This is a genomic window from Pseudomonas sp. GW821-FHT01E05 (assembly GCF_059422425.1).
In genome coordinates this window covers 156,177-173,184 of record NZ_JBWKWW010000010.1, presented here as the reverse complement: position 1 = coordinate 173,184, position 17,008 = coordinate 156,177, and the positions used below count along the sequence as shown (strand labels likewise).

19 protein-coding genes are annotated in these 17,008 nt (G+C 59.4%); all 19 read left to right on the top strand.

Annotation, left to right across the window (positions count from 1 at the left end; all coding sequences use genetic code 11):
• Positions 1–5: 5 nt before the first annotated feature.
• The 19 genes from AC07W5_RS22090 to flhB all read left to right on the top strand — a co-directional run bounded on the left by AC07W5_RS22090 (position 6) and on the right by flhB (position 16,781).
• A complete protein-coding gene (locus tag AC07W5_RS22090; RefSeq protein WP_495024329.1) occupies positions 6–1,409 on the top strand; it encodes a sigma-54-dependent transcriptional regulator in 1,404 nt (467 codons plus the stop codon).
• 126 nt (positions 1,410–1,535) lie between these two features.
• Positions 1,536–1,865 (top strand): flagellar hook-basal body complex protein FliE, encoded by a 330-nt coding sequence (gene fliE / locus AC07W5_RS22085; RefSeq protein ID WP_419119279.1) that lies wholly within the window; start codon positions 1,536–1,538, stop codon positions 1,863–1,865.
• 15 nt (positions 1,866–1,880) lie between these two features.
• Positions 1,881–3,662: a flagellar basal-body MS-ring/collar protein FliF gene (gene fliF / locus AC07W5_RS22080; RefSeq protein ID WP_494994222.1), complete on the top strand. Its 1,782-nt coding sequence runs from the start codon at positions 1,881–1,883 to the stop codon at positions 3,660–3,662.
• On the top strand, positions 3,655–4,674 hold the full coding sequence (fliG, locus tag AC07W5_RS22075) for a flagellar motor switch protein FliG (RefSeq protein ID WP_494994221.1): 1,020 nt from the start codon (positions 3,655–3,657) through the stop codon (positions 4,672–4,674). The genes fliF and fliG overlap by 8 nt, the downstream gene beginning before the upstream one ends.
• Before the next feature lie 9 nt (positions 4,675–4,683).
• Positions 4,684–5,487: a flagellar assembly protein FliH gene (fliH, locus tag AC07W5_RS22070; RefSeq protein WP_494994220.1), complete on the top strand. Its 804-nt coding sequence runs from the start codon at positions 4,684–4,686 to the stop codon at positions 5,485–5,487.
• Entirely contained in the window at positions 5,477–6,835 is a 1,359-nt protein-coding gene (gene fliI / locus AC07W5_RS22065) for a flagellar protein export ATPase FliI (protein ID WP_495012210.1), read from the top strand. Before fliH ends, fliI begins: the two co-directional genes overlap by 11 nt.
• Before the next feature lie 6 nt (positions 6,836–6,841).
• Entirely contained in the window at positions 6,842–7,291 is a 450-nt protein-coding gene (gene fliJ / locus AC07W5_RS22060; RefSeq protein ID WP_495012209.1) for a flagellar export protein FliJ, read from the top strand.
• Between the two features lie 86 nt (positions 7,292–7,377).
• The gene (locus AC07W5_RS22055; RefSeq protein ID WP_494994217.1) at positions 7,378–7,683 is read left to right on the top strand and encodes an STAS domain-containing protein; all 306 of its coding nucleotides are present in this window, start codon (positions 7,378–7,380) and stop codon (positions 7,681–7,683) included.
• A 5-nt stretch (positions 7,684–7,688) separates the two neighbouring features.
• The gene (locus AC07W5_RS22050) at positions 7,689–9,395 is read left to right on the top strand and encodes an ATP-binding SpoIIE family protein phosphatase (RefSeq protein WP_494994216.1); all 1,707 of its coding nucleotides are present in this window, start codon (positions 7,689–7,691) and stop codon (positions 9,393–9,395) included.
• Positions 9,396–9,425: 30 nt separating this feature from the next.
• Positions 9,426–9,770 (top strand): Hpt domain-containing protein, encoded by a 345-nt coding sequence (locus AC07W5_RS22045; protein WP_494994215.1) that lies wholly within the window; start codon positions 9,426–9,428, stop codon positions 9,768–9,770.
• A gap of 109 nt (positions 9,771–9,879) precedes the next feature.
• A complete protein-coding gene (locus tag AC07W5_RS22040) occupies positions 9,880–11,220 on the top strand; it encodes a flagellar hook-length control protein FliK (protein WP_495024328.1) in 1,341 nt (446 codons plus the stop codon).
• Between the two features lie 159 nt (positions 11,221–11,379).
• Complete coding sequence (gene fliL, locus AC07W5_RS22035) at positions 11,380–11,880, top strand: flagellar basal body-associated protein FliL (protein ID WP_494994213.1); 501 nt, start codon at positions 11,380–11,382, stop codon at positions 11,878–11,880.
• Between the two features lie 9 nt (positions 11,881–11,889).
• Positions 11,890–12,858 (top strand): flagellar motor switch protein FliM, encoded by a 969-nt coding sequence (gene fliM / locus AC07W5_RS22030; protein WP_494994212.1) that lies wholly within the window; start codon positions 11,890–11,892, stop codon positions 12,856–12,858.
• A 57-nt stretch (positions 12,859–12,915) separates the two neighbouring features.
• Positions 12,916–13,374: a flagellar motor switch protein FliN gene (gene fliN / locus AC07W5_RS22025; protein WP_494994211.1), complete on the top strand. Its 459-nt coding sequence runs from the start codon at positions 12,916–12,918 to the stop codon at positions 13,372–13,374.
• Positions 13,375–13,809, top strand: coding sequence for a flagellar biosynthetic protein FliO (gene fliO / locus AC07W5_RS22020; RefSeq protein WP_495024327.1), 435 nt, complete (start codon positions 13,375–13,377; stop codon positions 13,807–13,809).
• Positions 13,809–14,561 carry a flagellar type III secretion system pore protein FliP gene (gene fliP, locus AC07W5_RS22015; protein ID WP_495012205.1) on the top strand — a complete coding sequence of 251 codons (753 nt, stop codon included), beginning with the start codon at positions 13,809–13,811 and terminating at the stop codon, positions 14,559–14,561. The genes fliO and fliP overlap by 1 nt, the downstream gene beginning before the upstream one ends.
• Before the next feature lie 24 nt (positions 14,562–14,585).
• Complete coding sequence (gene fliQ / locus AC07W5_RS22010; RefSeq protein ID WP_494994208.1) at positions 14,586–14,855, top strand: flagellar biosynthesis protein FliQ; 270 nt, start codon at positions 14,586–14,588, stop codon at positions 14,853–14,855.
• 3 nt (positions 14,856–14,858) lie between these two features.
• On the top strand, positions 14,859–15,641 hold the full coding sequence (gene fliR / locus AC07W5_RS22005; RefSeq protein ID WP_494994207.1) for a flagellar biosynthetic protein FliR: 783 nt from the start codon (positions 14,859–14,861) through the stop codon (positions 15,639–15,641).
• Positions 15,642–15,644: 3 nt separating this feature from the next.
• Positions 15,645–16,781, top strand: a complete 1,137-nt coding sequence (gene flhB / locus AC07W5_RS22000) for a flagellar biosynthesis protein FlhB (RefSeq protein ID WP_494994206.1) — start codon at positions 15,645–15,647, stop codon at positions 16,779–16,781.
• Positions 16,782–17,008 lie beyond the last annotated feature (227 nt).

Sequence of the window (17,008 nt, the reverse complement as noted above, 5' to 3'; positions counted from 1 at the left end):
GGCTCATGGCAGTCAAGGTTTTACTGGTCGAAGACGATCGTGCGCTGCGCGAGGCGTTGACGGATACGCTGCTGCTGGCCGGGCATGACTACAAGGCTGTCGGCTCGGCAGAGGAGGCGCTGGAGGCGGTCGCCGCCGAAGCGTTCAGTCTGGTGGTCAGTGATGTGAACATGCCGGGGATGGACGGTCATCGGTTGCTCGGCCTGTTGCGTGCGCGTCAGCCGCAGTTGCCTGTCTTGTTGATGACGGCTCACGGTGCGGTCGAGCGGGCGGTGGACGCCATGCGCCAGGGGGCAGCCGATTATCTGGTCAAGCCGTTCGAGCCCAAGGCGTTGCTCGATCTGGTGGCGCGTCATGCCTTGGGTTGTCTGGAGGGGGCGCAGGATGAAGGCCCGGTGGCCTTCGAGCCAGCCAGTGCACAGTTGCTTGAGTTGGCGGCGCGGGTCGCCCGAAGTGATTCCACGGTGTTGATTTCTGGTGAGTCCGGTACGGGCAAGGAGGTGCTGGCACGTTACATTCATCAGCATTCTCATCGAGCGAGTCAGCCGTTTATCGCAATCAACTGTGCGGCGATTCCCGACAACATGCTCGAGGCCACCTTGTTCGGCCATGAGAAGGGCTCGTTCACGGGCGCCATTGCCGCTCAGGCCGGCAAATTCGAGCAGGCTGATGGCGGTACTATTCTGCTCGACGAAATCTCCGAAATGCCTTTAGGGCTACAGGCCAAGCTATTGCGTGTATTGCAGGAACGCGAGGTTGAGCGCGTTGGAGCGCGCAAACCGATCGCGCTGGATATTCGCGTGGTTGCGACCACCAATCGTGATCTGGCTGGCGAAGTGGCGGCGGGGCGGTTTCGTGAAGATCTCTACTATCGTCTGTCCGTGTTTCCGTTGGCCTGGCGTCCGTTACGCGAGCGCACCGCCGATATCCTGCCACTGGCCGAGCGTCTGCTGGCCAGGCACGTCAATAAAATGAAACACGCCGCCGCGCGGTTGTCGAGCGAGGCTCGGGCTTGCCTGGTCGGTTATCCGTGGCCGGGCAACGTACGTGAGTTGGATAACGCGATCCAGCGTGCGCTGATCCTGCAGCAAGGCGGATTGATTCAGCCTCAGGATTTTTGTCTGGCGGGACCTGTGGCCTGTGCGCCGCTTCGTGCATTGGGTGTGCCCAGCTCGCCGCAAGTGCGCGGCACGCCGGTAGATATGGAGCAGGGTGAGTCGGCGGGCGGGCTGGGGGACGATCTGCGTCGTCGCGAGTTCCAGATGATAATCGATACCCTGCGTTCCGAGCGCGGTCGCCGCAAAGAAGCGGCCGAGCGCCTGGGCATCAGTCCACGGACGTTGCGCTACAAGCTGGCGCAAATGCGCGATGCCGGAATGGACGTTGAGGCTTACTTGTTCGCGACCTGATGAGTCGGCAAAGGCCGGGAGCGGGTTTTGTTCATGGTTGCCATGGAGCTGGCACCCTTGTTGCTAACACCTGTCTATCCGCTGTGTGAGTGTCAAAAAATTGCGGGTCGTCAGAGAGAGTAGACCATGAGCCAGGGTATTGAATTTAATCGATTGATGTTGGATATGCGTTCCATGCAGATGGATGCCATGGCTCAACCTAAATCGGCTGTCGCAGTGCCGGAAATGGGCGGCAGCAGCTTTTCCGACATGCTTGGGCAGGCCGTCAACAAGGTCAACGACACTCAGCAGGCATCGAACCAATTGTCGAGCGCCTTCGAAATCGGCAAAAGCGGCGTCGACCTGACGGATGTGATGATTTCCTCGCAGAAGGCCAGCGTCTCTTTCCAGGCGTTGACACAAGTGCGTAACAAGCTGGTTCAGGCGTACCAAGACATCATGCAGATGCCAGTTTAAGGAAGAGATTGAGTCATGGCAGAAGCAGTCGCCGATAACGTTCCGGTCAAGGCCAGCCCAGCAGGCGGCAAGCCGCCGCTGTTCGGTTTGTCCTTTCTGGAAAACCTCTCCGAGATGACCATGCTGCGTCAGGTTGGCCTCATGGTTGGTCTGGCAGCGAGCGTGGCGATTGGGTTTGCCGTGGTGTTGTGGTCCCAGCAGCCCGATTATCGTCCGCTGTATGGCAGCCTTGCCGGTATGGACGCCAAGCAGGTCATGGACACTCTGGCCTCCGCAGACATTGCCTATACCGTTGAGCCTAATTCCGGTGCGTTGCTGGTCAAGGCTGATGATTTGCCACGGGCGCGACTCAAACTTGCCGCTGCCGGTGTGACTCCGCGCGACGGCAATATCGGTTTCGAAATCCTCGATAAGGACCAGGGCCTGGGTACCAGTCAGTTCATGGAGGCGACCCGTTATCGTCGCGGCCTTGAAGGGGAATTGGCGCGGACCATCTCCAGTCTGAATAACGTCAAGGGCGCGCGCGTGCACCTGGCGATTCCGAAAAGCTCGGTGTTTGTGCGCGACGAGCGCAAGCCAAGTGCTTCGGTACTGGTTGAACTGTATTCCGGCCGCTCGCTGGAGCCGGGTCAGGTTGTGGCGATTATCAATCTGGTGGCAACCAGTGTTCCCGAGCTGAGCAAGTCGCAGATCACTGTGGTCGATCAGAAGGGCACCCTGCTCTCCGACCAGGCGGAAAACTCCGAACTGACCATGGCCGGCAAGCAATTCGACTACAGCCGCCGCATGGAAAGCATGCTCACTCAGCGTGTGCACAACATTCTGCAGCCAGTACTGGGCAACGACCGCTATAAGGCCGAAGTGTCCGCTGACGTGGACTTCAGTGCCGTCGAGTCGACTTCCGAACAGTTCAACCCTGACCAGCCTGCATTGCGCAGCGAGCAGTCAGTCAACGAACAACGCTCCAGCAGTAACGGCCCGCAAGGTGTGCCGGGCGCCCTGAGCAACCAGCCTCCGTCCCCGGCCTCCGCGCCGCAAACCACGGCCGGCGCTGCGCCTGCTTCCGGTATGGTGCAGCCGGGGCAACCGTTGCTCGATGCCAACGGTCAGCAAATCATGGACCCGGCCACAGGTCAGCCAATGCTGGCGCCGTACCCGGCGGACAAGCGTCAACAATCCACCAAGAACTTCGAGCTTGATCGCTCCATCAGCCACACCAAGCAGCAGCAGGGACGTTTGAGTCGTCTGTCGGTTGCGGTGGTGGTCGATGATCAGGTCAAGGTCAATGCAGCCAACGGCGAAACCACCCGCGCGCCATGGAGCGCCGACGAATTGGCGCGCTTCACTCGCCTGGTGCAGGACGCCGTCGGTTTCGACGCCAGCCGTGGCGACAGTGTCAGCGTGATCAATGTGCCGTTCTCCGCCGAGCGCGGTGAAGTGATCGCCGAAATTCCGTTCTACTCGCAGCCATGGTTCTGGGACATCGTGAAACAGCTGCTCGGGGTATTGTTCATCCTGGTGCTGGTGTTCGGTGTGCTGCGTCCGGTGCTCAACAACATCACCGGCAAAGGCAAGCAGTTGGCGGGTATCGGTAGCGACGCCGAGCTGGGCGGCATGGGTGCTCTGGATGGCGAACTGAGCAACGACCGCGTCAGCCTTGGTGGCCCGCAAAGCATCTTGCTGCCTAGCCCGAGCGAAGGCTATGACGCACAGTTGAATGCAATCAAAAGTCTGGTGGCAGAAGACCCGGGTCGAGTGGCTCAGGTCGTGAAAGAGTGGATTAACGCAGATGAGTGATAACCGAGCTGCTACCGAAAAACTCACTCGAGTCGACAAAGCCGCGATTCTGCTGCTGTCCCTGGGTTCAACCGATGCCGCGCAAGTGTTGCGGCACATGGGGCCCAAGGAGGTTCAGCGTGTCGGCGTGGCCATGGCGCAAATGCGCAATGTGCACCGCGAGCAGGTCGAGCAGGTCATGAGCGAGTTCGTCAATATCGTCGGCGACCAGACCAGCCTCGGCGTCGGTTCCGATGACTATGTCCGCAAGATGCTCACTCAGGCCCTGGGCGAAGACAAGGCCAACGGCCTGATCGACCGGATCCTGCTGGGTGGCAACACCAGCGGCCTGGACAGTCTGAAGTGGATGGAGCCGCGGGCGGTGGCGGATGTGATCCGTTACGAGCACCCGCAGATCCAGGCCATCGTCGTTGCTTATCTGGACCCGGACCAGGCCGGTGAAGTGCTCGGGAATTTCGATCACAAGGTGCGGCTGGATATCATTCTGCGGGTTTCCTCGCTCAATACCGTGCAGCCGGCGGCGCTGAAAGAGCTCAACCAGATTCTCGAGAAACAGTTCTCCGGCAACTCCAATGCGGCTCGTACCACCCTGGGTGGTATCAAGCGTGCTGCCGACATCATGAACTTCCTCGACAGCTCGATCGAAGGTCAGTTGATGGACTCGATCCGCGAAGTCGACGAAGACCTGTCCGGTCAGATCGAAGACCTCATGTTTGTGTTCAACAACTTGTCCGACGTCGACGACCGCGGTATCCAGGCGCTGCTACGCGAGGTCTCATCCGACGTGCTGGTGCTGGCTCTCAAAGGCTCGGACGAAGGCGTCAAGGAAAAGATCTTCAAGAACATGTCCAAACGGGCGGCCGAACTGCTGCGCGACGACCTCGAGGCCAAGGGCCCGGTACGCGTCAGCGATGTGGAAACCGCTCAGAAAGAAATCCTCACCATTGCCCGCCGTATGGCCGAAGCCGGAGAAATTGTTCTCGGCGGGAAGGGCGGCGAAGAAATGATCTAAGGCAGGTCCATGTCTTCCAGAAATGATGAGTCCCCAAGCGACCTGATTCGCGCCCGGGATGTCGGCGGTTTCGACATCTGGTCGTTGCCCAGCTTCGACCCGCATCAGCCGGAGCCGGAACCTGAGCCGGAGCCTGTAGAAGAAACACCGGCCGAGATGGAAGAAGTGCCGCTGGAAGAAGTCCAGCCACTGACCCTCGAAGAGCTCGAAAGTATCCGCCAGGAGGCTTACAACGAAGGTTTCGCGACCGGTGAGAAAGAGGGCTTTCACAGCACTCAACTCAAGGTTCGCCAGGAAGCCGAGGTTGCCTTGAGTGCCAGGCTCGCCAGCCTCGAGCGGTTGATGGAAAACCTCTTCGAGCCGATTGCCGATCAGGATTCACAGATCGAGAAGTCGATGGTCGGGTTGGTCGAGCACATTACACGTCAGGTGATCCAGCGTGAGCTGGCTATCGACTCGACACAGATCGAACAGGTGATGCGCGAAGCATTGAAGCTGCTACCGCTCGATGCCGAAAATGTCCGCCTCTTTATCAATCCGCAGGATTTCGACCAAGTCAAAGCCCTGCGCGAACGCCACGAAGAAAAATGGCGGATCGTCGAGGATGCGGCGTTGCAGGCCGGTGGTCTGCGGGTTGAAACCGCCCACAGCCGCATTGATGCGACCATCGAAACCCGTATCACCCAGGTCATGGCCAAGCTCTTCGACCAGTTGCACGAACAGGCCCTGCATCCAGCCAAACCTGACCTGAGTGTCGAACTTGCTGCTGTTGAGAATCATCGCGTCGAACTGGATCGTGCGGATGCGTCTTGAGCGAACCAGCTTTGGCAAGCGCCTGAGCAGCTACGCCGAAGCCACCGAGCTGGCGGGCCAGCCGATCCTTGAAGGGCGATTGCTGCGCATGGTCGGCTTGACCCTTGAAGCAGAAGGCTTGCGTGCTGCCATGGGCAGTCGCTGCGTGGTGATCAACGATGACAGTTATCACCCGGTACAGGTAGAAGCTGAAGTCATGGGGTTCTCCGGCAATAAAGTCTTTCTGATGCCGGTGGGCAGTGTCGCTGGCATCGCGCCGGGCGCGCGGGTCGTTCCGTTGGCCGATACCGGTCGTTTGCCAATGGGCATGAGCATGCTCGGGCGGGTGCTCGATGGCGCCGGGCGCGCGCTGGACGGCAAGGGCGGCATGAAGGCCGAAGACTGGGTGCCGATCGACGGTCCGACCATCAACCCGCTCAAGCGTCATCCTATCAGCCAACCGCTGGACGTCGGCATTCGCAGTATCAACGGATTACTGACCGTCGGCCGCGGTCAGCGTCTCGGGCTGTTCGCCGGTACCGGTGTCGGCAAGAGTGTGCTGCTGGGCATGATGACGCGCTTTACCGAGGCCGACATCATTGTCGTCGGGCTGATCGGCGAGCGGGGTCGTGAAGTTAAAGAGTTCATCGAGCACATTCTCGGTGAAGAAGGCCTCAAGCGTTCGGTGGTGGTGGCCTCGCCTGCGGACGATGCGCCACTGATGCGCCTGCGTGCCGCCATGTATTGCACGCGTATTGCCGAGTATTTTCGCGACAAGGGCAAGAATGTTCTGTTGCTGATGGATTCCCTGACCCGTTTCGCTCAGGCCCAGCGGGAAATCGCCCTGGCCATCGGCGAGCCGCCAGCGACCAAGGGCTATCCGCCTTCAGTGTTCGCCAGATTGCCGAAACTGGTGGAGCGCGCAGGTAACGCCGAAGCGGGCGGGGGGTCGATCACGGCTTTCTATACCGTGCTTTCAGAGGGTGATGATCAGCAGGACCCCATCGCCGATGCGGCGCGAGGCGTACTTGACGGTCATATCGTGCTGTCGCGGCGCTTGGCCGAGGAAGGTCACTACCCGGCCATCGACATCGAGGCGTCCATCAGTCGGGTCATGCCGTCGGTGGTCAGCCCGGAGCATATGAGGCGTGCGCAGCACTTCAAACAACTCTGGTCGCGCTACCAACAGAGCCGCGACTTGATCAGCGTCGGTGCCTATGTGCCCGGCGGCGACCGGGAAACCGACACGGCCATCGCCTTGCAACCGTCGATGCTTACCTACCTTCGCCAAGGCTTGAACGACAACATCGGCATGGGCGAGAGCGAGGCTCATCTGGCATCGGTGTTTGCTCCTGTGGCCGGCGGTTAAGTCGTCGTGGTCCAGAGCCGTGCGGCGCGCCTGGCGCCAGTGGTCGACATGGCTGAAAGCGCCGAGCGCACTGCCGCCCAGCGTCTGGGGCACTTTCAGGGGCAGGTCCGTCTGGCGGAGAGCAAGCTGGGCGACCTGGAGCGCTTTCGTGGCGAGTACCAGCAGCAATGGATCGACCGTGGCAGTCAGGGGGTGTCCGGACAATGGCTGATGAATTACCAGCACTTCCTCAATCAACTGGAAACGGCGGTCGGCCAGCAGCGACAAAGTCTTGTCTGGCACCAGAACAATCTGAACAAGGCGCGAGAAACCTGGCAGCAGGCTTATGCGCGGGTCGAGGGGTTGCGCAAGCTGGTTCAGCGCTATATCGATGAAGCGCGTCAGCTTGAAGACAAGCGCGAACAGAAGCTGCTCGACGAATTGTCGCAGCGCTTGCCGCGTCAGGATCAGTATTGATCCGCTATTTCCGGTTTTGCCGGTTGCCCGCGGGCGTGCGGGGTGCTAAACCTTTTACACGTTGCCAATGACAAGGAAGCATTATCATGTCGGTCGTTACTGAAGTTTCACCGGACGGGCAAAAGCTGACGATCTCGATCAAGGGTCGTTTTGATTTCGGCAAGCATCAGGAGTTTCGCGAGTCCTATGAGCGACTCAATAAAACACCCGAGTACATTGTGGTCGATTTGAAAGAGGCCACTTATCTGGACAGCTCCGCGCTGGGCATGCTGCTGTTGCTGCGTGATCATGCCGGCGGAGAAAAATCCGATATACGGGTGATCAACGGTAGCTCGGACGTTCGCAAGATCCTCGCCATCTCCAACTTCGACAAGCTCTTCGACATCAGTTGATCGCCATGCAGCCGGTGTCTGAACCGCTGACCGTCCTGATCGCCGAAGACAGTGCAGCCGATCGCCTGCTGCTGTCGAGTATCGTCCGTCGCCAGGGGCATGAAGTGCTGACGGCCGGCAACGGTGCCGAGGCGGTGGCCGTGTTCGGGCAGCAGCGACCGCAGCTGGTATTGATGGACGCGATGATGCCGGTGATGGACGGTTTCGAGGCCGCCCGGCAGATCAAGCAGTTGGCCGGCGAAACGCTGGTGCCGATTATCTTTCTGACCTCTCTGACCGAAAGCGAAGCCCTGGCTCGTTGCCTGGAAGCGGGTGGCGACGACTTTTTGGCCAAGCCTTATAACCAGGTGATTCTGGCCGCCAAGATCAAAGCGATGGACCGATTGCGCCGGTTGCAGGCGACGGTGCTTGAGCAGCGCGACCTGATTGCCAGTCACCATGACTATTTGCTCAATGAGCAGCGGGTCGCCAAGGCGGTATTCGACAAGGTGGCGCATGCCGGGTGTCTGAATGCGCCGAATATCCGTTACCTGCAATCGCCTTATGCCTTGTTCAACGGCGACTTGCTGCTGGCAGCGTTTACGCCCGCCGGCGATATGCACGTTCTGCTGGGCGACTTCACCGGCCACGGTTTGCCGGCGGCGGTGGGGGCCATGCCGTTGGCGGAAGTCTTCTATGGCATGACTGCCAAAGGCTATGGTCTGTCGGAAACCCTGCGCGAGATGAACGCCAAGCTCAAGCGCATCTTGCCGGTCGATATGTTTTGCTGCGCCACGATGCTTTGCCTGAGTGGTCAGCGACGGGCAGTGGAGGTCTGGAATGGCGGGATGCCGGATGGCTATCTGCATTGCAGCGCAACGGGCGAGCGTACGTCGCTGTTGTCGCGGCATTTACCGTTGGGTGTACTGGGTGCGCAAGACTTCGATGATCGAACCGAAGTCTTCCCCATGGCGCTCGGGGACCGGATCTTTCTGTTGTCGGATGGGGTGATCGATACCTGTGACGCCAATGAGCAATTGTTTGGCGTTGAACGATTAGAGCGGGTATTTGCTGCCAATAGCCATCCAGCCCGGCTGTTCGAGGAGATCGAGCAAGCGCTGAAGGATTTTCGCGGTGAGGCGCGCGACGATGTCAGCATGGTCGAGGTGAGCCAGCTTGCGGCAGAGCTGCTGAGCGCTCCAGTGATGGTTTATTCAGACAGCGGCCAATCCTGCCCGCTGGATTGGTCGGTGAGTTTCGAGTTCCGTGGGGCTACGCTCAAACGCTTCAATCCCCTGCCTTATTTGCTGCGGTTGTTGCTTGAAGTGCATGGGCTGCGGGCGCAAAGCGGAGCGCTTTACAGTGTGATGTCCGAGCTCTATTCCAATGCCCTGGAGCACGGCGTGCTGGGGCTCGATTCAAGCCTCAAGCGCGATGCCCTGGGCTTTACGCAGTACTATCACCAGCGCAACACGCGCCTCACCGAGCTTGAGGACGGCTACGTGCGGGTGCACTTGCAGGTGGAGCCGCGAGGCGAAGGTGGATGCCTGGTGGTTCGGGTCGAGGACAGTGGTGCAGGTTTTGATGTGCAGCGAGTAATGGCCAGACCCATTGATACCGGCAGGCTGTCGGGGCGTGGAGTGAGCCTGATTCGCCAGTTGAGTCGCAGTGCGAGCTGGTCTGACGATGGCCGCAGCGCCCGCGTGGAGTTTTACTGGGAGGCTCTGGCATAATCCGCGAATTCTTGATCAAGGAGCGAGCAAGTGGATGAGATTCATCTGGACCACGATGTGCTGAGCGCATTGCAGGAAGTCATGGAGGATGAGTATCCGCTGCTGCTGGATACCTTTCTCTCAGATTCGGAAGAGCGTTTGAGGCAGTTGCATAAAGCCGATGATGCACACCAGCTCATAGCTGCGGCTCATAGTTTCAAGGGCAGTAGCAGTAATATGGGCGCTACCCGTCTCGCCGAGCTGTGCCATCAACTTGAGCTGCGGGCCAAAGAGCCGTCGCCTGCCGATATCGAAAAGCTGGTGGCAGAGATTGACGGCGAATTCGCTATCGTCCGCCCTCTGTATGAGGAGGAGCTCGAGCGTTTCCATTGTTGAAAAAAAGCCGCCGCCTGGCGGTTTTTAACTTTACTGAACCAATCTGGCTCGACCTTTGCTAGATATCCTCCAACTGTGCCTACGATCCCAGTGCAGCGGAGACCGTTTTATGCCCCTCACCCCGAACATGCTTCTTCAGGCCGCGTCGAAGGCCAAGACTCCGGCCGCCACTGCCAATACCCCGGCAGTCGTTGCCGGGCCTGGGGATAAGGCTTCAAGCTTTGCACAGGTCTACGCCAAAGAGTCGCAGAGCAAACCTGCCGCGACAGGTGTGGGATCAGTCAGACCGGTGCGCGACACGGTCGCGGTTAGCGCCGGCAAGAAGGGCACGGTCAGTGATAAAGCTGCCGCCCCGGAGCCGGCAGTTGCCGATAGCGGCAATTCCTTGCCTGCCGATAAAACGGCCGATTCGCACGATAAGCTCGCCAGTGATAATGCGCCCGCGACCGACACCCCGGTGGCTGACAGTGTGCCGGCCGACCCGACATTGGACCCTGCGTTGATGCAAACAGTGCAGCCGGTCGTGTCGGCCCCTGCGCCCGAAACGCCGCCAGTGGTTGCTGCCGTGCAGCCGCAGGTTGAAGCCCCGCTCGCCGCAGTGGCGACTGCCCCATGCGCGCCTGCCCAGGCGGCGGTGGCAGATCCCCAATTTGATCCGCAAGCCGATCCGCTCGATGCGCTGCCCGCCGTGCGTCTGGCCCTTGAGCAAAGCGGGCATGTGTCGGCTTCCAGTCAGGTTCAGTCCAAAGCTGCACCGGATCAGTCTGAGCTGACTGCGGCGCAAACCTTTGCCAACGGCCTGGCGACCATGGTGGATCAGCAAGCGGCTAAAGACAGTACCGACCAGGGCGGTGACAAGGCGTTCAGCGGCTTGATCGACGGTGGCCTCAAAGATCTGAAAGATGCCTCCAGCGATACCCGTGTCGATGACTTCGCCAACCGCTTGGCGGCGCTGACCCAGGCTGCAACGCCAAAGACCGCCAATGCGCTGCCGGTGAATCAACCGTTGGCCATGCATCAGAGTGGCTGGACCGAAGAGGTGGTCAATCGGGTCATGTACCTGTCCAGTGCCAATCTCAAGTCCGCCGATATTCAGCTGCAGCCGGCAGAGTTGGGGCGTCTGGATATTCGCGTGAACATGGCAGCGGATCAGCAGACTCAAGTGACCTTCATCAGTGGTCACGCCGTCGTGCGTGAAGCGCTGGAAGGGCAGGTACACCGCTTGCGCGACATGTTCTCCCAGCAAGGTATGGGGCAGGTCGACGTCAACGTGTCCGATCAGTCCCGTGGCTGGCAGGGCCAGCAGCAGGCCCAGCAAGGGCAGAACCGCAGTGGTGGTAACGGCGGTCGCCTGGATTCGGCTGATGACGACCTGCCGATGAGCGTGGCTGAAGTCGCCACCAGTACCACCAGTGTGATCGGCTCCAGTGCAGTCGACTATTACGCCTGACCTGGTGCAGATCCTTGTGGGAGCAGCCGGTCGACGCTCCCACATTAGATCCATGTTCACATAACCAGCGCCGCACCTTCCTCCCAACAACTCTGGCATAACACTTGCTCTTGCCTTGCCGTGCGACTGTGAAAACCCGAATAGTGACGGATTATTGGCATGGCGAAGAGCGAAGCAGTGAAAGACCCCGCCGGGAAAGGCAAACTCAAGCTTATTCTCCTGATTGTTCTGGCTTTACTGCTGGTTATCGGCGTGTCAATCGGGGCGACCTGGTACGTCATGCACAGTGCCAAAAGCAAGCCTGAACCGACTGCTGCGGATGTGGCCAGCAGCGTCAAACCGGCAGCGATCTATGAGCCAATGGCTCCGGCTTTCGTGGCCAATTTCAATCAGAACGGTCGTCAGCGTTACCTGCAGGTGAGCATTACGATGCTCGCGCGCAATCAGGCCGATCTGGATGCGCTGAAAGTCCACATGCCGGTGATCCGCAATAACCTGGTCATGCTCTTCTCCGGGCAAAGCTTCGACAGCCTGGCGACCCCGGTCGGCCAGGAAATGTTGCGCCAGAAGGCGACTGCCAGCGTGCAGGAAGTGGCGCAGAAAGAAGTTGGCAAAGTGGTGGTCGAGCAGTTGCTCTTTACTAACTTCGTACTGCAGTAGGAACACGACATGGCCGTGCAGGACCTGCTGTCCCAGGATGAGATCGATGCGCTGTTGCATGGTGTCGACGACGGTCTGGTTCAGACCGACAACGCTGCTGAGCCCGGTAGCATCAAAAGCTATGACCTGACCAGCCAGGATCGCATCGTCCGCGGACGCATGCCCACCCTGGAAATGATCAACGAACGGTTTGCCCGCTATACCCGCATCAGCATGTTCAACATGCTGCGTCGTTCGGCGGACGTTGCCGTCGGTGGCGTGCAGGTCATGAAGTTCGGTGAATACGTTCACTCGCTGTATGTGCCAACCAGTCTCAACCTGGTCAAGATCAAGCCGTTGCGCGGTACCGCATTGTTCATCCTGGACGCCAAGCTGGTGTTCAAGCTGGTGGATAACTTCTTTGGTGGTGACGGTCGTCACGCGAAGATCGAAGGGCGCGAATTCACACCCACCGAGTTGCGCGTGGTGCGCATGGTGCTGGAGCAGGCCTTCATCGATTTGAAGGAAGCCTGGCAGGCGATCATGGAAGTGAATTTCGAGTACATCAACTCGGAAGTAAACCCGGCCATGGCGAACATCGTCGGGCCGAGTGAGGCCGTCGTGGTCTCGACCTTCCACATCGAACTCGATGGTGGCGGCGGCGATCTGCACGTGACCATGCCGTACTCGATGATCGAACCGGTCCGGGAAATGCTCGATGCGGGCTTTCAGTCGGATCTCGATGATCAGGACGAGCGCTGGGTCAAGGCCTTGCGCGAGGATGTGCTGGACGTCGATGTGCCACTGAGCGCCACGGTCGCACGCCGTCAATTGCGTCTGCGGGACATCCTGCATATGCAGCCCGGCGATGTGATTCCGGTAGAGCTTCCGGAAGAATTGGTCATGCGCGCCAACGGTGTGCCGGCCTTCAAGGTCAAGCTGGGCTCCCACAAGGGCAACCTGGCATTGCAAGTGGTTGAGCCGATCGAGCGCCGTTAAGCGGCGCCTGTACTAATTCGCTTTGTTAAATGATTTTTTGCCCGCCGAGGATAACTGATGGCTGACGAACACGATGTAATTTCCCCGGATGATCAGGCCTTGGCTGATGAGTGGGCTGCCGCTCTGGGAGAAGCCGGTGATGCCGGTCAGGACGATATCGATGCCTTGCTGGCGGCCGATGCGCCGACGTCCAACCGATTGCCGATGGAAGAGTTTGGCAGCGTGCCAAGGAATAACGACCCGGTCACTCTCGACGGTCCGAACCTGGATGTGATCCTGGATATACCGGTATCGATTTCCATGGAAGTCGGCAGCACCGATATCAACATCCGTAACCTGTTGCAGTTGAACCAGGGTTCGGTGATCGAGCTCGATCGTCTGGCGGGTGAGCCATTGGACGTGCTGGTCAATGGCACGCTGATCGCTCACGGCGAAGTTGTGGTGGTCAACGAGAAGTTCGGCATACGCCTGACGGACGTGATCAGTCCTAGCGAACGCATCAAGAAGCTGCGCTAAGTGAAGACGTTTCTCGGTGTACTCCTGGCCTTGCCATTCAGCGTGCTGGCGGCCGAACCGCTGGCTCAGGCCGCAGCGCCGGTGGCCAGCAGCGGTGTTGCCGGGCAACTGACGCAGTTGGTGGTGGGCTTGTTGCTGGTGTTGGGCTTGATCTTCTTCCTGGCCTGGCTGTTGCGCCGGGTTCAACAGGCAGGGCCAGGTGGCAAAGGGCAGGTGATCGAGCTGATCGGTTCGCGGGCCCTCGGGCCGCGGGATCGGCTGGTGTTGGTGCAGGTCGGCAGCGAGCAGATTCTGCTGGGGCTGACGCCGGGCACCATTACTGCGTTGCATGTGCTCAAGGAGCCGGTGCAGGTGCCCAGCACCGAGCAAGCGACACCCGAGTTCGCCCAGCGCCTGATGGAATTGTTGGGCAAGGATCAGAAGGAAAAGAAGTAATGGGCGCATTGCGCATAGTGCTGACGCTGGTGCTGATGCTCGCGGCGCCGTTGGCGTTCGCCGCCGATCCGTTGTCGATTCAGGCGATCACCTTGGGTACGGGGGCCAACGGGCAGCAGGAATATTCGGTCAGCCTGCAGATTCTGCTGATCATGACGGCGCTCAGCTTCATTCCGGCGTTCGTCATGCTGATGACCAGCTTCACCCGGATCATCATCGTGTTCTCGATTCTGCGTCAGGCCCTGGGCCTGCAGCAGACGCCGTCGAACCAGATTCTCACCGGCATGGCGTTGTTTCTGACCATGTTCATCATGGCGCCGGTGTTCGATCGAGTGAATCAGGACGCCTTGCAGCCATACCTGGCTGAAAAGCTCACGGCCCAGGATGCAGTAGCCAAGGCGCAAGTGCCGATCAAGGACTTCATGCTGGCGCAGACCCGCAGCAGCGATCTGGAGTTGTTCATGCGTTTGTCCAAGCGCACTGACATTGTCACTCCGGACCAGGCGCCGCTGACCATTTTGGTCCCGGCCTTCGTCACTTCCGAACTGAAAACCGCGTTCCAGATCGGTTTCATGATTTTCATTCCGTTCCTGATCATCGACCTGGTGGTGGCCAGTGTGCTGATGGCCATGGGGATGATGATGCTCTCGCCGCTGATCATTTCCCTGCCTTTCAAGATCATGTTGTTCGTACTGGTGGATGGCTGGGCGTTGATCATCGGTACGCTGGCGAGCAGTTTTGGCGGTGTTTAAAACCTTGTTGGCGGGTGGTGCGTTATGACTCCTGAAGTCGCTGTAGACATCTTCCGTGAAGCGCTCTGGCTGACCACGATGATGGTTGCCATATTGGTCGTTCCGAGTTTGCTGGTGGGTTTGCTGGTGGCAATGTTTCAGGCGGCCACGCAGATCAACGAACAAACCTTGAGCTTCCTGCCGCGTTTATTGGTGATGCTGGTCACGTTGATCGTCGCCGGGCCCTGGTTGGTGCAAACCTTCATGGAATACATCCTGCAGTTGTACGGCAGTATTCCGCAGGTCATCGGTTAAACAATGTCGATGCTTGCGCTGACCGACACACAGATCAGCACCTGGGTGGCGTCCTTCATGCTGCCACTGTTTCGTGTCGGCTCCTTGCTGATGGTCATGCCGATCTTCGGCACGACCCTGGTGCCCAGGCGCGTGCGTCTGTACTTCGCTCTGGCGATCACCGTGGTCATTGTTCCGGGTTTGCCACCCATGCCTGAGGTGCACGCGCTGGACCTCAGTGGGCTGCTGTTGATTGCCGAGCAGATCATCATTGGCGCCGTGCTGGGGTTCTCCTTGCAGCTGTTCTTCCAGGCGTTCGTGGTGGCTGGGCAGATCATTGCGATTCAGATGGGCATGGGCTTCGCCTCGATGGTCGACCCCACCAACGGCGTGTCGGTGGCGGTGATCGGGCAGTTCTTCACCATGCTGGTGACGCTGCTGTTTCTGTCGATGAATGGCCACTTGGTAGTCTTCGAGGTGCTCACCGAAAGCTTCACCACCTTCCCGGTGGGCGGTGGCCTGGTGGTCAATCATTTCTGGGAATTGGCCGGCAAGCTGGGCTGGGTGCTGGGCGCGGCCCTGTTGCTGGTGTTGCCGGCGGTCACCGCGTTGCTGGTAGTCAACATCGCCTTCGGTGTGATGACCCGTGCGGCGCCGCAATTGAACATCTTCTCCGTCGGCTTTCCGCTGACGCTGGTGCTGGGTCTGGTGATTTTCTGGGTCAGTCTGGCCGACATCTTCAATCAGTATCAGCCGCTGGCCAGCGAGGCTCTGCAATTTTTACGCGAACTGGCACAGGCGCGCTGAGTCATGGCAGAGAGCGAAAGCGGTCAGGACAAAACAGAAGATCCCACGGACAAGCGCAAGAAGGATTCGCGGGACAAGGGTGAGGTGGCCCGCTCCAAGGAGCTCAATACCTTGGCGATCATGCTCGGTGGGGCGGGTGCGTTGTTGGTATACGGCGGCGGCCTGGCGCAGGATCTGCTGGAAATCATGCGCCTGAACTTCTCTCTGCCCCGTGAAACGCTGCTCAGTCCGGGGGCTATGGGGCTGTACCTGCTGCATTCAGGCAAGATCGCGATACTGGCGGTGCAGCCGGTGCTGCTCACGCTGTTACTGGTGGCGTTTCTCGGCCCGATTTCGCTGGGTGGCTGGTTGTTTGCCGGCAGTAGTCTGGCGCCCAAGTTCAGCCGGATGAACCCGGCCAACGGGCTCAAACGGATGTTTTCCTCAACGTCGCTGATCGAGCTGCTCAAGGCACTGGCGAAGTTTTTGCTGGTGCTGTTTGTGGCGCTCTCGGTGCTTTCCTCGGATATCGACGACCTGCTGCGCATCGCTCATGAGCCGCTGGAGCAGGCGGTCATTCACAGTGTTCAATTGGTGGGGTGGAGCACCTTGTGGATGGCCTGCGGCCTGATTCTGATCGCTGCGGTGGACGTGCCGGTGCAGCTCTACCAGAGCCATCAAAAGCTGCTGATGACCAAGCAGGAAATACGTGACGAGCACAAGGATCAGGAAGGTCGGCCTGAGGTCAAACAGCGGATTCGTCAGTTGCAGCGAGAGATGTCCCAGCGGCGGATGATGGCGGCGATTCCCGAGGCGGACGTGGTCATCACCAACCCGACTCACTATGCGGTGGCCCTCAAATACGATCCGGAAAAAGGCAGCGCGCCGGTGCTGCTGGCCAAGGGCAGTGATTTCCTGGCCTTGAAAATTCGTGAAATCGCCGTAGCCAACGAAGTCCTGCTGCTCGAATCGCCAGCCCTGGCCCGTTCGATCTATTACTCCACCGAACTTGAGCAGGAAATCCCGGCGGGGTTGTATCTGGCGGTGGCCCAGGTCCTGGCCTACGTCTACCAGATCCGTCAGTACCGAGCCGGCAAAGGCAAGCGTCCGGATCCGTTGAAAGATCTGCCGATTCCGCAGGAATTGCGGCGCGACTCGTAATTACCGGTGATAGTCCCGGCCCCCGCATGTTTTCTGAATAAACTCGTTGCCCTTGAGTCCATCGCGAGCAAGCTCGCTCCTACGTGGGTAGGGGTTTGATGTCCGAATGTGGCCCATTGTAGGAGCGAGCTTGCTCGCGATAGCGCCCTCCCGGGCACTGCAAATCCTTGATCCTTATGCATCTTTCATAGCCCACTATTTCCTGTCTGCGCAAAAGTTGGAAGGCT

Excerpts from the sequence above, each read along its gene's own strand:
- AC07W5_RS22090 (WP_495024329.1), top strand. The coding sequence starts at position 6 with ATGGCAGTCAAGGTTTTACTGGTCGAAGACGATCGTGCGCTGCGCGAG.
- fliM (WP_494994212.1), top strand. The coding sequence starts at position 11,890 with ATGGCCGTGCAGGACCTGCTGTCCCAGGATGAGATCGATGCGCTGTTG.
- AC07W5_RS22040 (WP_495024328.1), top strand. The coding sequence starts at position 9,880 with ATGCCCCTCACCCCGAACATGCTTCTTCAGGCCGCGTCGAAGGCCAAG.
- fliH (WP_494994220.1), top strand. The coding sequence starts at position 4,684 with ATGTCTTCCAGAAATGATGAGTCCCCAAGCGACCTGATTCGCGCCCGG.
- flhB (WP_494994206.1), top strand. The coding sequence starts at position 15,645 with ATGGCAGAGAGCGAAAGCGGTCAGGACAAAACAGAAGATCCCACGGAC.
- fliF (WP_494994222.1), top strand. The coding sequence starts at position 1,881 with ATGGCAGAAGCAGTCGCCGATAACGTTCCGGTCAAGGCCAGCCCAGCA.
- fliR (WP_494994207.1), top strand. The coding sequence starts at position 14,859 with ATGTCGATGCTTGCGCTGACCGACACACAGATCAGCACCTGGGTGGCG.
- fliL (WP_494994213.1), top strand. The coding sequence starts at position 11,380 with ATGGCGAAGAGCGAAGCAGTGAAAGACCCCGCCGGGAAAGGCAAACTC.
- fliG (WP_494994221.1), top strand. The coding sequence starts at position 3,655 with ATGAGTGATAACCGAGCTGCTACCGAAAAACTCACTCGAGTCGACAAA.
- AC07W5_RS22055 (WP_494994217.1), top strand. The coding sequence starts at position 7,378 with ATGTCGGTCGTTACTGAAGTTTCACCGGACGGGCAAAAGCTGACGATC.
- fliQ (WP_494994208.1), top strand. The coding sequence starts at position 14,586 with ATGACTCCTGAAGTCGCTGTAGACATCTTCCGTGAAGCGCTCTGGCTG.
- fliI (WP_495012210.1), top strand. The coding sequence starts at position 5,477 with ATGCGTCTTGAGCGAACCAGCTTTGGCAAGCGCCTGAGCAGCTACGCC.
- fliN (WP_494994211.1), top strand. The coding sequence starts at position 12,916 with ATGGCTGACGAACACGATGTAATTTCCCCGGATGATCAGGCCTTGGCT.
- fliE (WP_419119279.1), top strand. The coding sequence starts at position 1,536 with ATGAGCCAGGGTATTGAATTTAATCGATTGATGTTGGATATGCGTTCC.
- fliP (WP_495012205.1), top strand. The coding sequence starts at position 13,809 with ATGGGCGCATTGCGCATAGTGCTGACGCTGGTGCTGATGCTCGCGGCG.
- AC07W5_RS22050 (WP_494994216.1), top strand. The coding sequence starts at position 7,689 with ATGCAGCCGGTGTCTGAACCGCTGACCGTCCTGATCGCCGAAGACAGT.